Consider the following 17977-nt stretch of genomic DNA (forward strand, 5'->3'; position numbering starts at 1 on the left):
GAGTATCCTCTGCCAACTTAGACGAAAATAGCAATATCCACAAAACCGGATGGAGCGGATCGGTGTGTAAGATCGCCACAGATCAATTTCATAAATAATTGAAAAATAATAAGAACAGTGAATTCGTTGATCTCGATCGCGTTTTCGTTCGATCCCCCTGTTTTGCCAGTAACACACAGATTTATCCACAGGCTGGGCATTTGCTGGCAGCTGTTGATAACTCTGTGGAAAATGCGCGACGACTGGCGAAATTGGCACGCTCATGGCATCCTTAGCCATCTCTTCCATTACTCAGTATCCCCATGGCTCAGTTACCTGAAAATCCATTAGTCCTCGTCGACGGTTCCTCCTACCTGTATCGCGCCTTTCATGCGCCACCACACCTGACCAACTCCAATGGCGAACCTACCGGTGCCGTGTACGGAGTGATCAACATGTTGCGCAGCCTGATTCGCCAATTTAATCCCAGCCACCTGGCTGTGGTATTCGATGCTAAAGGCAAGACATTCCGGGACGACATCTACCCGGAATATAAGGCGCAACGCCCCTCTATGCCTGACGATCTGCGCAGTCAGATACAGCCGGTTCACGACATCATCCGGGCCATGGGATTGCCGCTGATCATGATCGAAGGCGTGGAAGCAGACGACGTTATCGGCACCCTGGCCAGACAGGCAGAACTCGAAGGCCACAAGGTGGTGATCAGCACCGGCGACAAAGACATGGCGCAATTGGTGACCGACAACATCACCTTGATCAACACCATGACCGACACCGTGATGGATCCCCAGGGCGTGGTGGACAAATTTGGGGTTGGTCCGGAGCTGATCATCGACCTGCTGGCGATGATGGGCGATAAAGTGGATAACATTCCTGGCCTGCCCGGGGTCGGAGAGAAGACTGCCCTGGCCATGCTGCAGGGCATCGGCGGCCTGGACGCCATCTATGGCGACCCGGATGCGGTGGTGGAACTGGGCTTTCGCGGCGCCAAAACCATGCCGAAAAAATTACGGGAAAATGAAGAGGCCGCCCGACTCTCCTATCTGCTGGCTACCATCAAATTGGATGTATCACTGACCGAATCCATCGATGATCTGAAGGTGATCTCCGCCGACAAAGACGCCCTGATCAAGTTGTTTGGCGAGATGGAATTCAAACGCTGGCTGGCGGAACTGCTGGACGACGGTCGCCATGCCGCCGCCACCGACAACGGCGAATCAGGCACCAGCAAGGCCAGCGCCTTTGAGCACGACACCATCCTGACTCAGGCACAGTGGGATCAGTGGTTCGATAGACTCGATCAGGCCCAACTGTTCGCCCTGGACACCGAAACCACCAGCCTCAACTACATGGAAGCGGAACTGGTGGGGATCAGTTTCGCCGTCGGCGTCGATCGGGGCGCCTACTTGCCACTGGCCCACGACTACGAAGGGGCCCCGCAGCAATTGGATCGGGAGCAAGTACTGAGCCGCCTCAAGCCGCTGCTGGAAAACCCAGACAAGCTCAAGGTGGGTCAGAACCTGAAATACGACATGTCGGTCCTGGCCCGCTATGGCATCGAACTGAAGGGCATCGAGTTCGATACCATGCTGGAGTCCTACTGCTTCAACAGCACCGCCAGCAAGCACAACATGGACGATCTGGCACTCAAATACCTGAGCCATAAAACCGTTCATTTCGAAGAGATTGCCGGCAAAGGTGCCAAGCAAAAAACCTTCAACCAGATTGAACTGGAGCAGGCTGCCCCCTACGCCGCCGAAGACGCCGTCATTACCCTGCAACTGCATCAGCACCTGCTACCGCGACTGCAGCAACAGCCCGGCTGCCATCGAGTATTTCGCGACATCGAGATGCCTCTGGTACCGATTCTGTCCGCCATCGAGCGTCAGGGGGTGATGCTGGACAGCGATCTTCTGCACCAGCAAAGCAGCGAAATTGCCAACCTGCTGGATTCGCTGGAGCAGCAGGCCCATGAGCTGGCCGGCGAGAGCTTCAACCTCTCCTCCACCAAGCAGCTGCAGCAGATCCTGTTTGAAAAACTGGGCTACCCGGTGCTGAAGAAGACCCCCAAAGGAGCCCCTTCTACCGCCGAAGAGGTGCTGCAGGATCTGGCCCAGGACTACCAACTGCCCAAGCTGATTCTGGAGCACCGTAGCCTGGCCAAGCTGAAAAGCACCTATACCGACAAGCTGCCGCTGATGGTGCAAAGTAGTGGCCGGGTACACACCTCCTATCACCAGGCCGTTACCGCTACCGGGCGCCTGTCCAGCTCCGATCCCAACCTGCAGAACATTCCAATTCGCAGCGAACAGGGTCGGCGCATTCGCCAGGCCTTCATCGCCCCAGAGGGCTATCAACTGCTGGCCATCGATTACTCGCAGATTGAACTGAGAATCATGGCACACCTGTCTCAGGACCGCGGCCTGTTGGATGCCTTTGCCCACGGCAAAGACGTGCACCGCGCGACCGCCGCCGAGGTGTTCGGCGTGGCCTTCGATGAGGTCAGCAATGAACAGCGCCGCCGGGCCAAGGCCGTCAACTTTGGCCTGATCTACGGCATGTCCGCCTTTGGCTTGGCCAAACAACTGGGCATTGCCCGTGGCGAAGCCCAGCGCTACATCGACGTCTACTTCGATCGTTACCCCGGAGTGAAGGCGTACATGGAGAAAACCCGCCAACAGGCCCACGAACAACAGTACGTTGAGACCCTGTTTGGCCGTCGCCTGCACCTGCCTGACATCAACGCCCGCAATAAAATGCGGCAGCAGGCCGCCGAGCGCACCGCCATCAACGCACCAATGCAGGGCACCGCCGCCGATATCATTAAACGGGCAATGATCGACGTCGCCGGCTACCTGGACACCCAGTGCAGCGATGAGATTCGAATGCTGATGCAGGTTCACGATGAACTGGTGTTCGAGGTCAAGGCCTCGGTTGCCGACCGCCATCGAGACGCCCTGTGCGATCTGATGGCCAATGCCGCCGAACTGGATGTGCCGTTGATCGCCGAAGCGGGACTGGGCGACAACTGGGATCAAGCCCACTGATCCTTGGCTGACGAAACCTTGGCCCGTCACGGCACTGTGACGGGCCATTTTTTTGAGATCCAAACACGGTTCCGGCCGTCGGCGGCGACCAGGATCACAAAACGCCCTGAAAATGACGACAGAATGTCATCAAGGTGAACAAAAAGATAATGACTGTTTATGTAGTTATTGGATCAAAAACAGCAAAAAGTGGTGGGTTTTATCGATCGAGATCACAAAACATTGCTCCAGAATCCAATTTATCTTTTACTGGCGAAACTGGTTGGCTATGCTTTCGCTCGTAGGGTACAGAGGTAAGATGTTCTATCTTAACAAACCTTATTCGATCACTTCGCGTGATCAGCCAAATTTTTATGGCGCCCCGGTGACTTCGGTCACCGGGGTTTTTTCTTTTCGGCTTCTGAAATTTTCATCCGGTTCGAACTTCAGTTACCAATTCGTTGCACAATTGAAATAGAGCAAATGCTTTAAGTTTGGTCCGGACCGGAGTATTATGGCTATGAAGAATCGGATTGGACCCCAATCCAGTTTGATTCTCGTCTTGTTATCGTTGAAAAAGCTTCTCCCCAAAATTGAGCTTTTTACACGCCGGTGGTGGATTTCATCATCGGCTTTTTCTTTTTCAGGGCGAAAAAAAAGGCGACCCCAGGTCACCTCTTCATTATCGGCTCTGCCGTTACAGCGGCTGTTCCAACCAGGCGGTGACCGTTTTAATGGCCTCGGTGCGCCCGGTTCCCTTCAGGGAAGAGAACAGCTGCACCTTGATGTCACCATCCAGGTCCATCGCCTCCAGACTGGCTTTCACATCCCGCAAGGTCTTCTGCTTGACCGCCTGCTTCAACTTATCGGCCTTGGTCAGTAACACCAGCACCGGCAACTCCGCCGCCACGCCCCAGCGGATCATATTGACATCCAGATCCTTGAGGGGATGCCGACAATCCATCAGCACCACCAGCCCTTTCAGACAGTTTCGCTTCTCAAGATACTCGGCCAGCGCATGTTGCCACTTCTTCTTCATCTCCAGCGGCACCTGGGCAAAACCGTAACCCGGCAGATCCACCAAGCGGCGATCTTCTGCCAGTTCAAACAGGTTGATCATCTGGGTACGACCCGGGGTTTTGGAGGTCTTCGCCAATCCCCGTTGGTCGGTCATGGTATTCAGGGCACTGGACTTGCCCGCATTGGAGCGGCCGGCAAATGCCACCTCGACACCGGTATCCGGCGGCAAAAAACTAATATCGGGGGCGCTGAGCATATACTTAGCGCGACGAAAATCGATGGCGGTGTCGGTCACGTACACTCTCCACAAGCGGGTTAAAAACTTGCTCGCGGTCACAAAGTGCCGATTTTTTAGATCTATCGACAAATTAGTGTAAAATACAAACCGCGAGCCTCTCCATCATTCTATCACGTGGCGAGGCTGGACAGGGAAAGAACGAGCCACGCAAATATAAGTTGGAACACAATGAAAAAATTAGCACTAACACTTTCTGTGCTCGCCGTCTTCAGCGGTACTGTTCAGGCCCAGGGAGACGCCACCAAAGGCCAGCAAGTCGCCTCAACCACTTGTATCGCCTGCCACGGCATGGATGGCAACAGTCTGATCAGCCTCTACCCCAAGGTGGCCGGTCAGCACCAAGGCTATCTGGTCAAGCAGTTGCAAGAACTGAAGCAAGCTGCCATGACCGGGGGCAAAGAGGGGCGTCATGATCCGATCATGAGCGGCATGGCCATGACACTGACCGAAGAGCAGATGGCGGACGTGGCGGCATTCTATGCCTCGCAGACCAGCACTGCCGGTGTCAGCATCGATGCTCAAACCGCCTCAGCGGGCAAAAAGCTGTACATGGCCGGCGATGCCAGTCGTCAGATCACCGCCTGTGCCGCCTGCCATGGCCCCAACGGCGAAGGCATGAACCTGGCCGGTTACCCGAGCCTGGCAGGCCAACACCCGGATTACATCAAGGCCCAGCTGGAAAAATTCCGCAGCGGCGTTCGCCATAATGATCTCAATGGCATGATGTCCGGTGTCGCTAAAAACCTGAAGGATGAGGACATCGCGCTGCTGTCGCAGTACGTTTCCAGCCTTAAGTAACCTTCAATCCGGCGCTTTTCGTGCCGGTAACCGCGACAACAATCAAGGCGAGCCGAGGCTCGCCTTTTTAACATCTGACCATTTCGGACCCAGGTCACAGTCAGAACATCGCGCTTTTTGCCCCACTGCTTGTAAGACATTCGCCATTGCGCACCCCCTAAAATGTCGAATAATTACCTGCAAGATCGTGGCCCTCTTAAGAAAAAACAGTGTTTTGCTTTGTTAACAATCACAAGCGGTCATAACACTTCGGCAAAAAAAAGTTGCGATCCAGCTCAAACTCCGTAAAGTATGGGGCATCCAAAGGAGAGGACCTCAACCAACAGGACGTTGGTTGTAAAAAAATGGGAAAGCACCCGACGGACAGGGTGAAAGAACGGAAACTCTCTGGGACGAGACAGGTCGGAGAACCTGAGTAAACGGATAAGCCTTTAGGGTTTACAAGGATGGTTACCTCGCATCAGGAAGATGTTTGTCGTCAGGAAGGCGGCATTTATGATTGTTAAGGATGACCTCAGGAAGACCAATAAAGCGTCAGGAATGACCAACAACTAAAAAAGCCGCACGGAAGCAGTAAAAAGAAGACGGACCTAGACCGGGATAGTCACATCGCAGGTAAGGAACACCTGAATACCCGAATGAGAGAGTGTCAACAGACACCCTGCTTCAAGGCAACAGAGAGGACTCTGTTGCCTTTTTTATTTGTCTCGCGTCTATCGCAGATGCATTAAAACGGCAATTGCACATATACTAGGGCCAAGACCAGTCCGCAGGATCCGATATGCCTTGTCCGCTTTGCCACTTCAGTGACACCCAGCATTACCACCAAGACAAGAAACGCCATTACTTTCAGTGTCAACGCTGTCATCTGGTGTTTGCCGATCCTGCCTCGCTACTGCCTCCCAATGCCGAAAAGCACCAATACGATCAGCACCAGAATACGCCGCAGGACCCGGGTTACCGCCGTTTCCTCAACCGCCTGGCGGCGCCGGTAGCACAGCGGATGACGCCTGCCAGTCACGGGCTGGATTTTGGTTGTGGCCCCGGGCCGACGCTGTCGTTGATGTTCGAAGAGGCAGGCCACCCGATGGCGGTGTACGACCCGTACTTTTTTCCCGATCGCGCTCCGCTGCGACGGCAGTACGATTTTGTCACCTGCACCGAAGCCATCGAACACTTCTACCGTCCCGGCCGAGAGTGGCAACTGCTGCTGAGCCTGGTGAAACCCGGAGGCACTCTGGGCATCATGACCAAACTGGTTCGAGATGCGGATGCCTTTGCCAGTTGGCACTACAAGAACGACCCAACTCACGTCAGCTTTTTCAGCCGCCTGACCTTCCGTTATCTGGCAGAACAGGACAACCTGCAGATAGAATTTATCGGCAATGACGTTATCTTGCTGCAAAAACCGGCATAATTTGATATAACCTGCCGCCCTATCTGGAGGCACCACCCATGACGCGACAAAAGAAATCCCGAAAATCCAATGTAAATGGTCCACGACTGCAACCACGCACCGAGAAAGGTTCGGGCGTCGAGGGCAAGCGCAAGTCCAGTAAGGGCAAATCTGCCGGCTCTCGTCAGAATGAAGCCAGCAAGCAGAAGCCGCAGGCCAATAAGCCTAAGGTAACCAAAGACCCGCGCCTGGGCAGCAAGACCCCCATCTCTCTGGTCGCCCCTGAGCCGAAGCCAGTGACCAAGGCGGCGAAACCACAACAACCGGATTCGCTGCGGCCCAAACCGTCTCCGGAGCAGCAACTGGAGCAGCTGGAGAGTAACCCACGTCTGCTGGCGCTGCTGGATCGCATGGAACAGGGCGAGACCCTGAGCCAGGACGATCAGCAATGGCTGGACGGCAAACTGGATCGCATCGAAGCGTTGATGAAACAGTTGGGCATTGAAGTCGACCAGGGACCGAACAGCGAAGAGGCCCTGATGGATCAATTTGAAGCTGGCAGCGACCTGCTGGACCAGTACAAAGACTGATCGCCGTCCCCATGGCTCCCCCAGGATTAGGGGGGAGCCAGCCTTTCTCGGCCTCGCTCGGGGCCAGCGCTCTCTTGATTGCCTCCTGCGCCCCAACAGGCCAGAGTGGTCGCCACGGAAGGAGAGCGAGAATGAGCGGCGTCTCTACCACTTTGGTCAGCTTTGACTTAGGCTTATCAGAGTTTGCTAAATCAGGACTGTGGCATAAAACTGTGTGGCAGCGGTCACGTTCCCGGCCAGAGGCAGGGAACCAATCCGGGCCATTGTTGTTTTCATTATGTGCTTACCTTTGCTGATCCGCCCATCACAACACCATAAAGATGGGTAGCTTTCGTTTCCCAACATCCTTGAATTTGGGTCACGGATCAAAGGCAAGCTGCTACAAAGTGTGCATAATGCACATACCTTGGGTGTGAAACCTAGCCCGCCGTCACCGCCGATGGAACGCAAACAGACCGGCCAGTGACGACGGTTCACGCAGCAAAGGCCCTAACTCTACCACCGCAGGAGAAGATTGCAGTGCAGGACAAAATCAGCTGGAACCAGGCCCTAATCGAAAAATATAACTACAGTGGCCCGCGATACACGTCTTACCCGACCGCCATTGAGTTCCACGAAGGGTACACCGACCAGAACCTGCGAGAAGCCATCGCCACGTCGGACAAGAGCAACCTGTCGCTCTACATCCATGTGCCGTTTTGCCACAAACTGTGCTACTACTGCGGCTGCAACAAGATCATCACTCGCCACGCCCACAAGGCGGAGCAGTACCTCGAGTACCTGGAGCGTGAAATCAACGCCCGGGCCGAGTTGTTCAAAGGCTACACCGTTACCCAGATGCACTGGGGCGGCGGCACCCCGACCTACCTGACTCACGAACAGATCCGTCGCCTGACCGCGCTGCTGAAGTCCAAATTCAATTTCGCCGACGAGGGTGAATTCGCCATCGAAGTGGACCCTCGCGAGATCGAACTGGAAACTCTGGACGTACTCAAAGAGGTGGGCTTTAACCGCATCTCTGTTGGGGTACAGGACTTCAACAAGCAGGTGCAGCAAGCGGTCAACCGTGAACAGGACGAGCAGTTCATCTTTGATCTGATCAGCCACGCCCGTGAACTGGGCTTTGAGTCCACCAACATCGATCTGATCTACGGCCTACCATTCCAGACTCCGGAGAGCTTTGCCAAGACGCTGGAGCGCGTGAAGGATCTGGATCCGGACCGACTCAGTGTCTTCAACTACGCCCACCTGCCGCATCGTTTTGCCGCCCAGCGTAAGATTAAGGATGAGGATCTGCCAACCGCACCTCAGAAACTGAAGATTCTGGAAAACAGCATCAACACCCTGATGGGCTATGGTTACCAGTTCATCGGCATGGACCACTTTGCCAAGCCTGACGATGAGCTGTCTCGCCTGCAGAACGAAGGTCAACTGCACCGTAATTTCCAGGGCTACACCACCCAACCGGATGCCGACCTGCTGGGTCTGGGCGCCTCGGCCATCTCCAACATCGGTAAGGCCTACGCCCAGAACGCCGTGGATCTGAAAGCCTACTATGAATCCATGGATGCCCATGAGCACGCCATGATCAAAGGCTGTGGCCTGGAGACCGACGATTTCATCCGCCGCGAAGTGATCAAGCAGCTGATCTGCCACTTCAAACTGGATAAGTCGGCCATCGAAGCCCAGTGGGACATCAACTTCAACGAGTATTTCGCCGAAGATGAAAAGCTGCTGAAGCCGTTCATCGAAGACGACCTGGTGCGCCTGACCGACACCAGCATCGAAGTCACCGGCCAGGGCCGGTTGCTGATCCGCAACATCTGCATGTGTTTCGATCGCTACCTGCGCGACAAGGCTCGCCAGCAGCAGTTCTCTCGCGTCATCTGATTCGACGCCAGACAGCAAAAAGGGGTTGCCGGTGGCAACCCCTTTTTTGATCCCCGGTCGCTACTGCCGGGCGGCTTTGTTGGTCAGCAATGTCTTACGGTCACTGTCGGACAGAAACGCCAACTTGGCGCCGTTGATCTGAATCTGCCGCAACTGAGCGTCGCTGAGGCCGATGCGCTCCTTGGCCATCCGATACTCGAAGGGGATGGAGTTGGCCGATACTCCAGGATCATCGGTGTTGAGGCAGACGCAGATCCCATGCTCAACAAAGGTGCGGATGGGGTGAACCTCGTAATCGGCCACCGAATTGGCGTGGATGTTCGAAGTGGGACATGACTCGATGCCGATACCCTGATCACGAAGGTAATCCAACAGCGCCGGATCCTGGGGCGCGGTGGTGGCATGGCCTAAACGGGTGGCACCAAGATCTCGAATCGCCTGCCAGATGGAGGACGGTGGCCCCGGCTCGCCCGCATGGATGGTGACATTCAGATAGGCATCCCGAACCCGCTTAAAGTGATCCACAAACAGATCCCCGGGGAAGCCCTCTTCGTCACCGGCCAGGTCACAGGCCACAAAGTGCTCCTTGTGAGCCAAAATCGCCTCCAGCTCACGCTGGCACGCCTGCGGGCCATCACCGCGACACAGAATTCCGATCAGATTAATCATGATGTTGCCATCGCGGGCGCCGGCCTGAACGCCGTCGATCACCGCTTCCACCACCCCCTGCATCGGCAATCCGTGGGGACCGGCCATGTAGGCCGGCGAAAAGCGCAGTTCGCCATAGTCGACCCCGTTGTCCGCCAGGTCCAGGGCATTCTCATACGCGAGACGGTGCACCGCATCGAGATCCCCCAGTACCGCCACCTGGTAATCCAGCTTGGCCAGCAACGCCTCCACCGACGGACAACGGCCGATCACCTGCAAGTAGGGGCGCAAGGTCTCCATGTCGTAGGCGGGCAGAGGCACATTGAATTTCTGTGCCAGCTCAAGCACGGTGTCGGGTCGCATGGAGCCATCGAGGTGGCGATGCAGGTCGGTGAGAATAAGGCTTTGGTCAGTCATCAGTCTGCTTTTTAGTAAAGGGATGTTAACCGGCCAAACCGACCAATTAACAAACGCCGAAATTGGTTTTAGTATGAAGTCGCCGTCCCTGACGGATTTAGAATAATTAAAAACCCAAGATGAAAATAGGGATTCTCGGATGAAAATTTGGCTTTTTAGCGCCGCCCTGATGCTGAGCGGCTGCGCCACTTCCCCCATGGACGCCAATCAACGCATCGCACCGTTGATGGATGACATCTGGCAGCAGCAACTCAGCCGCGATCCCCAGCAAGCGGCCCGCTTCGGTGATGCCAGTGCCGCCGCCCACCTGGAGGACCGATCCGCCGCCGCCCTGGAAGCGGACTATCAGGCCAACCTGACCCTGCTGCAGCGGGCCAACGCCCTCGATCCCGAACAACTCTCCAACGACAATCGCATCAACCTGGCCATCGCCCTGGAGATTCTGCACAACCGCACCGACAGCTACCGTTTCAACGAACACACCATGCCATTGAATGCCGAAGGCGGCTTTCACAACTACATCGCCAGCATCGCCCAGGGCACCACGCTGACCACAATCTCCGAAGCGGAACACTACCTGAGCCGGTTGCAAGAGTTGCCGCGTCTGTTTGAGCAGCAGATGCAGTGGATGCGCCGAGGCCTGGCTCAGGGCTATACCCAGCCCAAAGTCGTGCTGCAGGGCTTTGAAGAGTCCATCGAGGCCTACCTGCCCGATGCCGCCGTCGACAGCCTCTACTACGCCCCTTTTGCTCAGCTCAGCGAGGCTGACTTTACCCCGGCTCTGCGGGCCTCGTTGCAACGGCGGGGGCTGGATGCGGTCACCAACCAGGTGTTGCCGGCCTACCGCGCCTACCTGGCGTTCTTTATCAATGAGTACCGCCCCGGCGCTCGCACCAGCATCGGTGCCAGTGACTTGCCCGATGGCCGGGCGTACTACGCCAACCGGGTTCGCCACTTTGTCACCCTGGACATGACCCCGGAACAGGTGCATCAACTGGGGCTGAGCGAAGTACGGCGCATCCGCGCCGAGATGGACGCCATCATCGCCCGGCTTGAATTTGATGGCAGCTTCGCCGACTTCCTGCACTTCCTGCGAACCGATCGCCGCTTCTACGCCGACACCCCGGAGCAGCTGCTGCGAGAAGCCGCCTGGTTGGCCAAGCGAGCCGATGCCATGCTACCGCAGTTTTTCAACACTCTGCCGCGCACCCCATACGGCGTCCAAGCGGTACCGGCAGAAATCGCCCCCAAATACACCACCGGCCGCTACTCCGGTCCCAGTGGCGAGCATCAGCCCGGGTACTATTGGGTCAACACCTATGCCCTGGACAAACGCCCTCTGTATGCCCTCCCTGCCCTGACTCTGCACGAGGCCGTGCCGGGCCATCACCTGCAGATCGCCCTCAATCAGGAATTGGGTGAGGTGCATCCACTGCGGCGCTACCACTACATCAGTGCCTTTGGTGAAGGTTGGGGTTTGTACTCGGAGAAGCTGGGAGTCGAGGGTGGCTTCTATGAGGACGATTATGCGGATTTTGGCCGGCTCAGCTACGAGATGTGGCGTGCCTGCCGATTGGTGGTGGATACCGGCATTCACGCCAAGGGCTGGAGTCGGCAACAGGCCATCGATTACATGGCCGCAAACACCGCCCTGTCTCTGCACAACGTCACCACCGAGATAGACCGCTACATCTCCTGGCCGGGGCAGGCACTGTCCTACAAGATGGGCGAGCTGACCATTTTACGGCTGCGTCATCAGGCCGAACGCAGCCTCGGCAACCGCTTCGATCTGCGGGCGTTCCACAATGCGGTGTTGGCCAACGGCTCGGTGCCACTGGCTCAATTGGAAATTCAGATCAGCCGCTGGATTGACGAGCAGAAATCACTTTAAGCCCGGCTGGCGCCCGAGGGCAGCATAATCCACAGGCCGATACCTCAGTGCCGGCGCTCGAGCCAGGCATTGATGGTAACGGCCACTTCATCGGGACGCTCCATCGGCAGCAGATGACCACAATCCGGCAATTGCACTAAGGTCGCGTCTGGCATCAACCGCCGCATCCTGGCCCAGCTGGCTGGGGTAACGGTATCGCTGTGGCCGCCCCGAATCGCCAGAGTGGGCACTTTGAGTCGACTCAGACGCGGCCAGATCCACGGAGCCGTCTGGTAGATGTGCGCTTCCCACTCTCGCGAGTAACGCAGACACACGCCCTGCTCATCGGCAACGAAAGCGGCGTGAATGTAGTCTTCCAACGCCTGATCATCCATGCCGGCGAACGCCCGCTTGCCACGATGAAACTCGAACGCGCCGGCATGATCCTCAAATCGATAGGGCCGCTTCAGGGTGCGTGCCACCATCGGCTGCTTGAGTTTGAACCGCTTTGGCATCAGTCGCATCGGCGCCACCCAGCGGGTCGGCAGGAATACCGGATCCAGCATCACCAGCCCCGCCACCTTATTCGGGCACCGCATCGATGCCAGGCAGGCCACCACCGCCCCCATGGAGTGACCGGCCAGGACCACGGGTTCGGGCTGACGGGACAGCCACCCGGCCAGGTCCTCGGCCATCAGCCACCAGGCGCGCTGCTTGGCCTCGGTCACCGGCATGGTCAGCGGCGCCAACAGCGCCGCCTCGACGCCGCCACCGAGGGCGGCAAACAGGCGCCGATAGGTGGCCGGCGGAAACCCGTTGGCATGACAAAACACCAGTCGGGTCGGCCCCTGGCCAAACTGTTCAAACTGCACCCTTCAATCTCCCGTATTAACTCTTGGTTTAAACACTCGTTTGATTCAGACTAACAACAACTTAGCTTGGATACTACTGCGACTCCACCCCGGCACCAGCACAGGTCTGAACTGACGCTTGAACCTTGACGGACAGGGGCAGAAACCGCAACACTGGCCCACACCAGCACCATCACAAGGAGATGCTCCCATGGACAAACACACCCAAACCGAGATCGAAGCCGCCACCTTCCGTCGCCTGCTCAGCCACCTGGACAACCACAAAGAGGTGCAGAACATCGACCTGATGATTCTGGCGGACTTCTGTCGCAACTGCCTGGCCAAGTGGTACATGGCCGAGGCCGCCACCCGTGGCGAAGAGGTGGACTACGATCAGGCCAGAGAAATTGTCTATGGCGAATCCTATGACAGCTGGAAAACCAAATACCAGCAAAAAGCCACTCCGGAGCAGCTGGCCGCGTTTGAAGCCCGCCAGCAAGCCAAAGCTTCCCAGTAGCCCGTGCCTCCACTATGCTACGCCCGTTTTTGTTTGTTATTGGACTTGTTATGACTCACGCGGCCATCGCCATGCCCTCTCTGTGGCAACAGGCAGATCATGGAGAGTTCACCGGCATCGACGGCCTGACTCTGCGCTATGCCCACCTGCCAAGGAAAGCCGCGCGCGGCGCCATCGTGGTTGCCAGTGGACGCTCTGAAGGCTATCTCAAGTACGACGGACTGGCTGAGGAACTTCACCAAGCCGGCTTTGAGGTGTTTATCTGGGACCATCGCGGCCAGGGGTTGTCGGATCGCCTCAGCGACAACCGCTTCCTGGGGCATGTGCAACGCTTCAACGACTACGTCGAGGATATGCACACCTTCCTCACCGAAGTGGTGCAGCCAACCAAGCCAGACAAGCTGTACCTGGTGGGCCACTCCATGGGCGGTGCCATCGGTACCCTGTATCTACTTCGTCATCCCGAGGTGTTCGATGCGGCGGTGTTCTCCGCCCCAATGTACGGCATCCGCCTGCCCGCCCCTCGCTGGGCCTTGGAGCCGGTGTTGTCGATGCTGGCTCGCTGGAACCGCTGGCAGGGGCAGCCAGCCTACATCCCCGGTGGCACCGACTACCAACCCGTGCCGTTCGAGGACAACGATCTGACCCAGGATGCCGAGCGCTACCAGGCATTTCAGTCTCTGTACCAGCAGGTGCCACAACTGCAACTGGGCTCGCCCTCCAACCAGTGGATGGTGGAGTCCTTTACCGCCATGGACCAGATTCAGGAGCAGGCACACCGGCTGACCACCCCCACCCTGGTGATGCAGGCTCGGGAGGATGCCATCGTCGACAACGACGTCATGGAGCGGGTGGTGGCTCGCGGCCAATCGATGACGCTGATGCCTCTGGCCGGCGCCCGCCACGAACTGCTGGTGGAGATTCCTGCCATCCGCGACCAGGTCGTAGACGCCATCACCCAATGGTTGGGCCTCCACTAACACTAAAAAGGACTCCGAAGAGTCCTTTTTTCATAGCCAGGTAGTTAGCTCAGCACCTCTTCCAGGGCCCCCAGGCACAGGGTGACGTTTTCCTCTCTGGCGGCATAGCCCATCAGGCCGATGCGCCAGGCCTTACCGGCCAGATCCCCCAGGCCGGCACCGATCTCCAGGTTGAAGCGGTTCAACAACTGGCCGCGAACCTCGGCATCATCGACCCCTTGCGGCAGGTAGACCGCATTCAGTTGAGGCAGACGATGGGCTTGCTCCACCACAAAGCGCAGTCCCAGTTTCTCCAGGCCCGCCTTCAGTTTCTGATGCATGCGATCATGACGGGCCCAGGCATTTTCCAACCCCTCTTCATGGAGCAGGCGCAGGGATTCGTGCAGGGCGTACAGGCTGTTGACCGGGGCGGTGTGGTGGTAACTGCGCTTGCCGGTGCCACTCCAATAGCCCATTACCAATGTCTGATCCAGGAACCAACTGGGCACCGGCGTCTGCCGGGCTTCCAGTTTGGCCACCGCCTTGGGAGAAAACGACACCGGCGAGATCCCCGGCACACAGGACAGGCATTTCTGGCTACCGGAATAGATGGCATCGATGCCCCAGTCGTCGACCCTGAGTTCGACGCCCCCCAGCGAGGTCACCGCATCGACGATGGACAAACACTCATGCTGCTGCGCCAGGGCACACAAGGCTTTGGCATCCGACAGAGCCCCAGTTGAGGTTTCCGCATGCACGAACGCCAGGAACTTGGCATCCGGATGTTGCTGCAGAGCCGCCGCCACCTTATCGACGCTGACCGGCGTGCCCCAGGCATCGTCGACCACAATCGCTTCCCCGCCCAGTCGCTCCACATTCTGACGCATCCGTTCGCCAAACACGCCGTTGCGACATACGATCACTTTCTCACCGGGCTCCATCAGGTTGACGAAGCAGGTCTCCATGCCGGCGCTGCCCGGGGCAGACACGGCGATGGTAAAGGGGTTGTCGGTCTGGAACGCGTACTGCAGCAGGGCCTTGACCTCGTCCATCATCGCGATGAAGGTCGGATCCAGGTGACCCACAGTGGGTTTGGCCAGGGCCTGCAGCACCTGAGGATGAACATCGGACGGGCCCGGGCCCATCAAAGTACGTGACGGCGGGTTAAACGGCTTAAACGACATGGCGACCTTCCTGCTTGTTGCCCTTAAAGAATTCGAAAGTCCCACGTTAGCACGCTTTATTTTTCCAAGGTATACAGCCACGGCAATTGAGCGTTTTAAACGCAAAAAAAGGCTGCCCGAAGGCAGCCTTGGATCTGATCAGCGATGATGCAAACCGGATCAGAACGTGTACGTGGCGCTGATGCCGACATTGAGGCCAGGCTGGGAGAAACGATCCATATAGGTTCGACCCGCCTCCATGCCCCCCACATCACTCCACTGAATGTACTTCTTGTCCAACAGGTTAAATACCCCACCACGAATCACGAAGGCTTCGCTGACGTTGTAGTAACCGGTCACGTCTACCACACCGTAGCCGGCCGTGGCGTAAGACTCGGTCGGCTGGCCAAATCCGTCGGTGGCCTCGGCGATGTCAGACTCATCCTTACCCTGGACCAGAGTCCAGTTCAGGGTCCCGCCCCAGATGCCATCGGCCTGATCGAAGGAGAGGCCAATCACCCCATTGAGCGGCGCCACCTCGTTCAGCGGTTGATCCTGGGTGTCGTTGGTACCTTCGGCGTACGCCACCGACAGATTCAGGCTTAGCCCCTCCGGTGCCCCCAGCAGGCTGTCCAGCCACAGTTGAGACTTAAACTCCGCCCCTTTGATGGTGGCTTCATCGACGTTGTTGTACTGCAGTTGGCCATAAGGGTAAGCCGGGTTGCTGTAGTCCGCAGTCTGTTGAATGAAATTGTCGTACTGGTTGTAGAACAGCACCAACTCGGCCGAGCCGTAATCCGAGGTGCCGCGCAGGCCCAGTTCAAAGGCGTCACTCTCTTCCGCTTCCAGGTCCGGATTCGCCAGCAAGGCGTAACCGCGGCCACTGTCCTCGGCGTAGTACATCTCTTTCAGGTCCGGGGAACGGAAGCCCTGAGCGTAGTTAAAGAACCCGGTCAGGGTGTCGGTCAACTGGTACAGGGTACCCAGTCGCCAGGTCAGCTTATCGCTGTTGTGGTCTTTGAATTCATCCCCACCGTGATAGTACTCATCGATGTTGGGTTTCATTTCGGTGTTGTCGTAACGCAGGCCCGGAATCAGCGTCAGTGCACCCAGGGTGATCTCATCCTGCAGATACAGGCCATAGGTGGTGGCCTGTGCCTTTGGCGCATAGCGGCTGACGTCGGTCGGCTTGTCACTGGCATAGCTGGTGACGTTGAGGTTTTCCAGGTCTTCACGGTTGACGTCCAGGCCGTAACTGATGACGTGATGGCTGCTGCCCAGGCTCAGATCCTTGGCCAGATCCAGCGAAAACTGCCAGCTGGTTTCCTGGTACTGCCGGGACATGCGACGGTCGGTCTGATAGTAGGAATACCAGTTACTGGTTACCTGATCCGATTCACTGTCCTGATAGTCCAGGGTCCATTTCAGGGTGTCAAACGCGGCCAGGTTGGCGTCCCAATCGTGGAACACGCCAATCCGGGTACGGGTGGTGCTGTCGTCTGCCATCTGATTGGCGTAGGTGACACCTGGCGCTCCGGGTTCGCCGTCGTTCAAGGACAACAGCTCCCCTTCGGTACTGGAGTCATAATGTTCTGCCACCATGCCCAGTCGGTGGGCCTCACTGCCGGCATAAATCAGTTTCGCCAGCACGTTGTTGGAGGTGATGTCCATGGGATCGGCCTCGGTGCGATCGTCGCCGATGCCACCAACACTGCCCTGGGTCTCCGTCTCTTTGCCGTCCCGGCGGGTATACAACAGCAAGGATTCCCAGGCGCCGCTGCGGTTGGCCAGGGTCACGGTTTCGGCAAAGCTCTGGTCACGACCGGTATACCCGGCTTTCAGCGACAGAGCGGTGTCATCACCGGCCTCCAGGTAGTCGGCCGGATCCTTGGTGGTAAAGGCCACCACTCCACCGATGGCGTCACTGCCGTACAGGGTCGAGGCCGGGCTCTTGGTGATCTCCACCTGCTTGAGGGTATCGATGTCGACAAAGTTGCGGCCGGCGCGCATGAACTCGGTGCCCGAATCGTAGCCATTGCTCTGATCCACCCCATCCACCATGATCTTGACCCGGTTGCCACCGATGCCACGGATGGTGAAATCCTGCAGGCCAAAGCGGCCGCTGCCGGAGACGTCGACACCCGGTTCATAACGCACCAGGTCGGAGATGGTGGTCATCTGTTGGTTTTCAATCTGTTCGGCATCCACCACCGCCATGGCGGCCGGCACCTTTTCGGCTTTCTGGGCACCGGTGCGGCTGGCGGAAACCACCACGTCATCAAACAGCGTCGCCTTGGTTTCTTCGGCAACGGCACCACCAGCACTGATCACCGCCACCACGGCTACGGCCAAACGAGTCGGAGTAAACAACATTTCCCAATCCCCTAAAGAGTGACACATTTATATATTTGAATGCGGATGATAATAATTACTATTTAGATTTGATCAAGGGGAAAATTCAGATATTTACACTTGTGCACAAAAAAGCCACCCCGAAGGGTGGCTTGGACTCGTCAAAGTCAGGTTCGTTGTCA

General features: G+C 57.3%; 13 protein-coding genes. 8 read left to right on the forward strand and 5 right to left on the reverse strand.

Annotated features, from left to right (window positions below; all coding sequences use genetic code 11):
- The first annotated feature begins 302 nt into the window (after positions 1-302).
- The gene (gene polA / locus J8Z22_RS21155) at positions 303-3047 is read left to right on the forward strand and encodes a DNA polymerase I (protein ID WP_252008058.1); all 2745 of its coding nucleotides are present in this window, start codon (positions 303-305) and stop codon (positions 3045-3047) included.
- Between the two features lie 676 nt (positions 3048-3723).
- Here the strand turns inward: polA and yihA are convergent.
- Positions 3724-4341: a ribosome biogenesis GTP-binding protein YihA/YsxC gene (gene yihA / locus J8Z22_RS21160; RefSeq protein ID WP_035414892.1), complete on the reverse strand. Its 618-nt coding sequence runs from the start codon at positions 4339-4341 to the stop codon at positions 3724-3726.
- 171 nt (positions 4342-4512) lie between these two features.
- On the opposite strand from yihA, the gene J8Z22_RS21165 reads away from it, so the two are divergent.
- The 4 genes from J8Z22_RS21165 to hemN all read left to right on the forward strand — a co-directional run bounded on the left by J8Z22_RS21165 (position 4513) and on the right by hemN (position 9018).
- Positions 4513-5142, forward strand: a complete 630-nt coding sequence (locus J8Z22_RS21165; RefSeq protein ID WP_028111282.1) for a cytochrome c — start codon at positions 4513-4515, stop codon at positions 5140-5142.
- A gap of 781 nt (positions 5143-5923) precedes the next feature.
- Positions 5924-6559: a class I SAM-dependent methyltransferase gene (locus tag J8Z22_RS21170; RefSeq protein WP_028111281.1), complete on the forward strand. Its 636-nt coding sequence runs from the start codon at positions 5924-5926 to the stop codon at positions 6557-6559.
- 38 nt (positions 6560-6597) lie between these two features.
- The gene (gene yihI, locus J8Z22_RS21175; protein WP_252008060.1) at positions 6598-7128 is read left to right on the forward strand and encodes a Der GTPase-activating protein YihI; all 531 of its coding nucleotides are present in this window, start codon (positions 6598-6600) and stop codon (positions 7126-7128) included.
- 519 nt (positions 7129-7647) lie between these two features.
- Entirely contained in the window at positions 7648-9018 is a 1371-nt protein-coding gene (hemN, locus tag J8Z22_RS21180; RefSeq protein ID WP_028111279.1) for an oxygen-independent coproporphyrinogen III oxidase, read from the forward strand.
- A gap of 60 nt (positions 9019-9078) precedes the next feature.
- Here hemN and add read toward each other — a convergent pair whose 3' ends face one another.
- The gene (add, locus tag J8Z22_RS21185; RefSeq protein WP_028111278.1) at positions 9079-10083 is read right to left on the reverse strand and encodes an adenosine deaminase; all 1005 of its coding nucleotides are present in this window, start codon (positions 10081-10083) and stop codon (positions 9079-9081) included.
- Positions 10084-10222: 139 nt separating this feature from the next.
- On the opposite strand from add, the gene J8Z22_RS21190 reads away from it, so the two are divergent.
- Entirely contained in the window at positions 10223-11974 is a 1752-nt protein-coding gene (locus J8Z22_RS21190; RefSeq protein ID WP_252008062.1) for a DUF885 family protein, read from the forward strand.
- Positions 11975-12018: 44 nt separating this feature from the next.
- On the opposite strand, the gene J8Z22_RS21195 is transcribed toward J8Z22_RS21190, so the two are convergent.
- A complete protein-coding gene (locus J8Z22_RS21195; protein ID WP_252008064.1) occupies positions 12019-12825 on the reverse strand; it encodes an alpha/beta fold hydrolase in 807 nt (268 codons plus the stop codon).
- Positions 12826-13015: 190 nt separating this feature from the next.
- On the opposite strand from J8Z22_RS21195, the gene J8Z22_RS21200 reads away from it, so the two are divergent.
- Positions 13016-13321: a DUF1244 domain-containing protein gene (locus J8Z22_RS21200; protein WP_028111276.1), complete on the forward strand. Its 306-nt coding sequence runs from the start codon at positions 13016-13018 to the stop codon at positions 13319-13321.
- A 50-nt stretch (positions 13322-13371) separates the two neighbouring features.
- A complete protein-coding gene (locus J8Z22_RS21205) occupies positions 13372-14301 on the forward strand; it encodes an alpha/beta fold hydrolase (RefSeq protein WP_252008066.1) in 930 nt (309 codons plus the stop codon).
- A 44-nt stretch (positions 14302-14345) separates the two neighbouring features.
- Here the strand turns inward: J8Z22_RS21205 and J8Z22_RS21210 are convergent, their stop codons facing one another.
- Together J8Z22_RS21210 and J8Z22_RS21215 are read right to left on the reverse strand one after the other, a co-directional pair.
- Complete coding sequence (locus J8Z22_RS21210; RefSeq protein ID WP_028111274.1) at positions 14346-15464, reverse strand: alanine--glyoxylate aminotransferase family protein; 1119 nt, start codon at positions 15462-15464, stop codon at positions 14346-14348.
- Between the two features lie 159 nt (positions 15465-15623).
- The gene (locus J8Z22_RS21215; protein WP_252008068.1) at positions 15624-17816 is read right to left on the reverse strand and encodes a TonB-dependent hemoglobin/transferrin/lactoferrin family receptor; all 2193 of its coding nucleotides are present in this window, start codon (positions 17814-17816) and stop codon (positions 15624-15626) included.
- Between the last annotated feature and the right edge of the window lie 161 nt (positions 17817-17977).

The sequence above is a fragment of the Ferrimonas sp. SCSIO 43195 genome, from assembly GCF_023716685.1.
In the GTDB taxonomy this organism is placed as follows: Bacteria; Pseudomonadota; Gammaproteobacteria; order Enterobacterales; family Shewanellaceae; genus Ferrimonas; species Ferrimonas kyonanensis.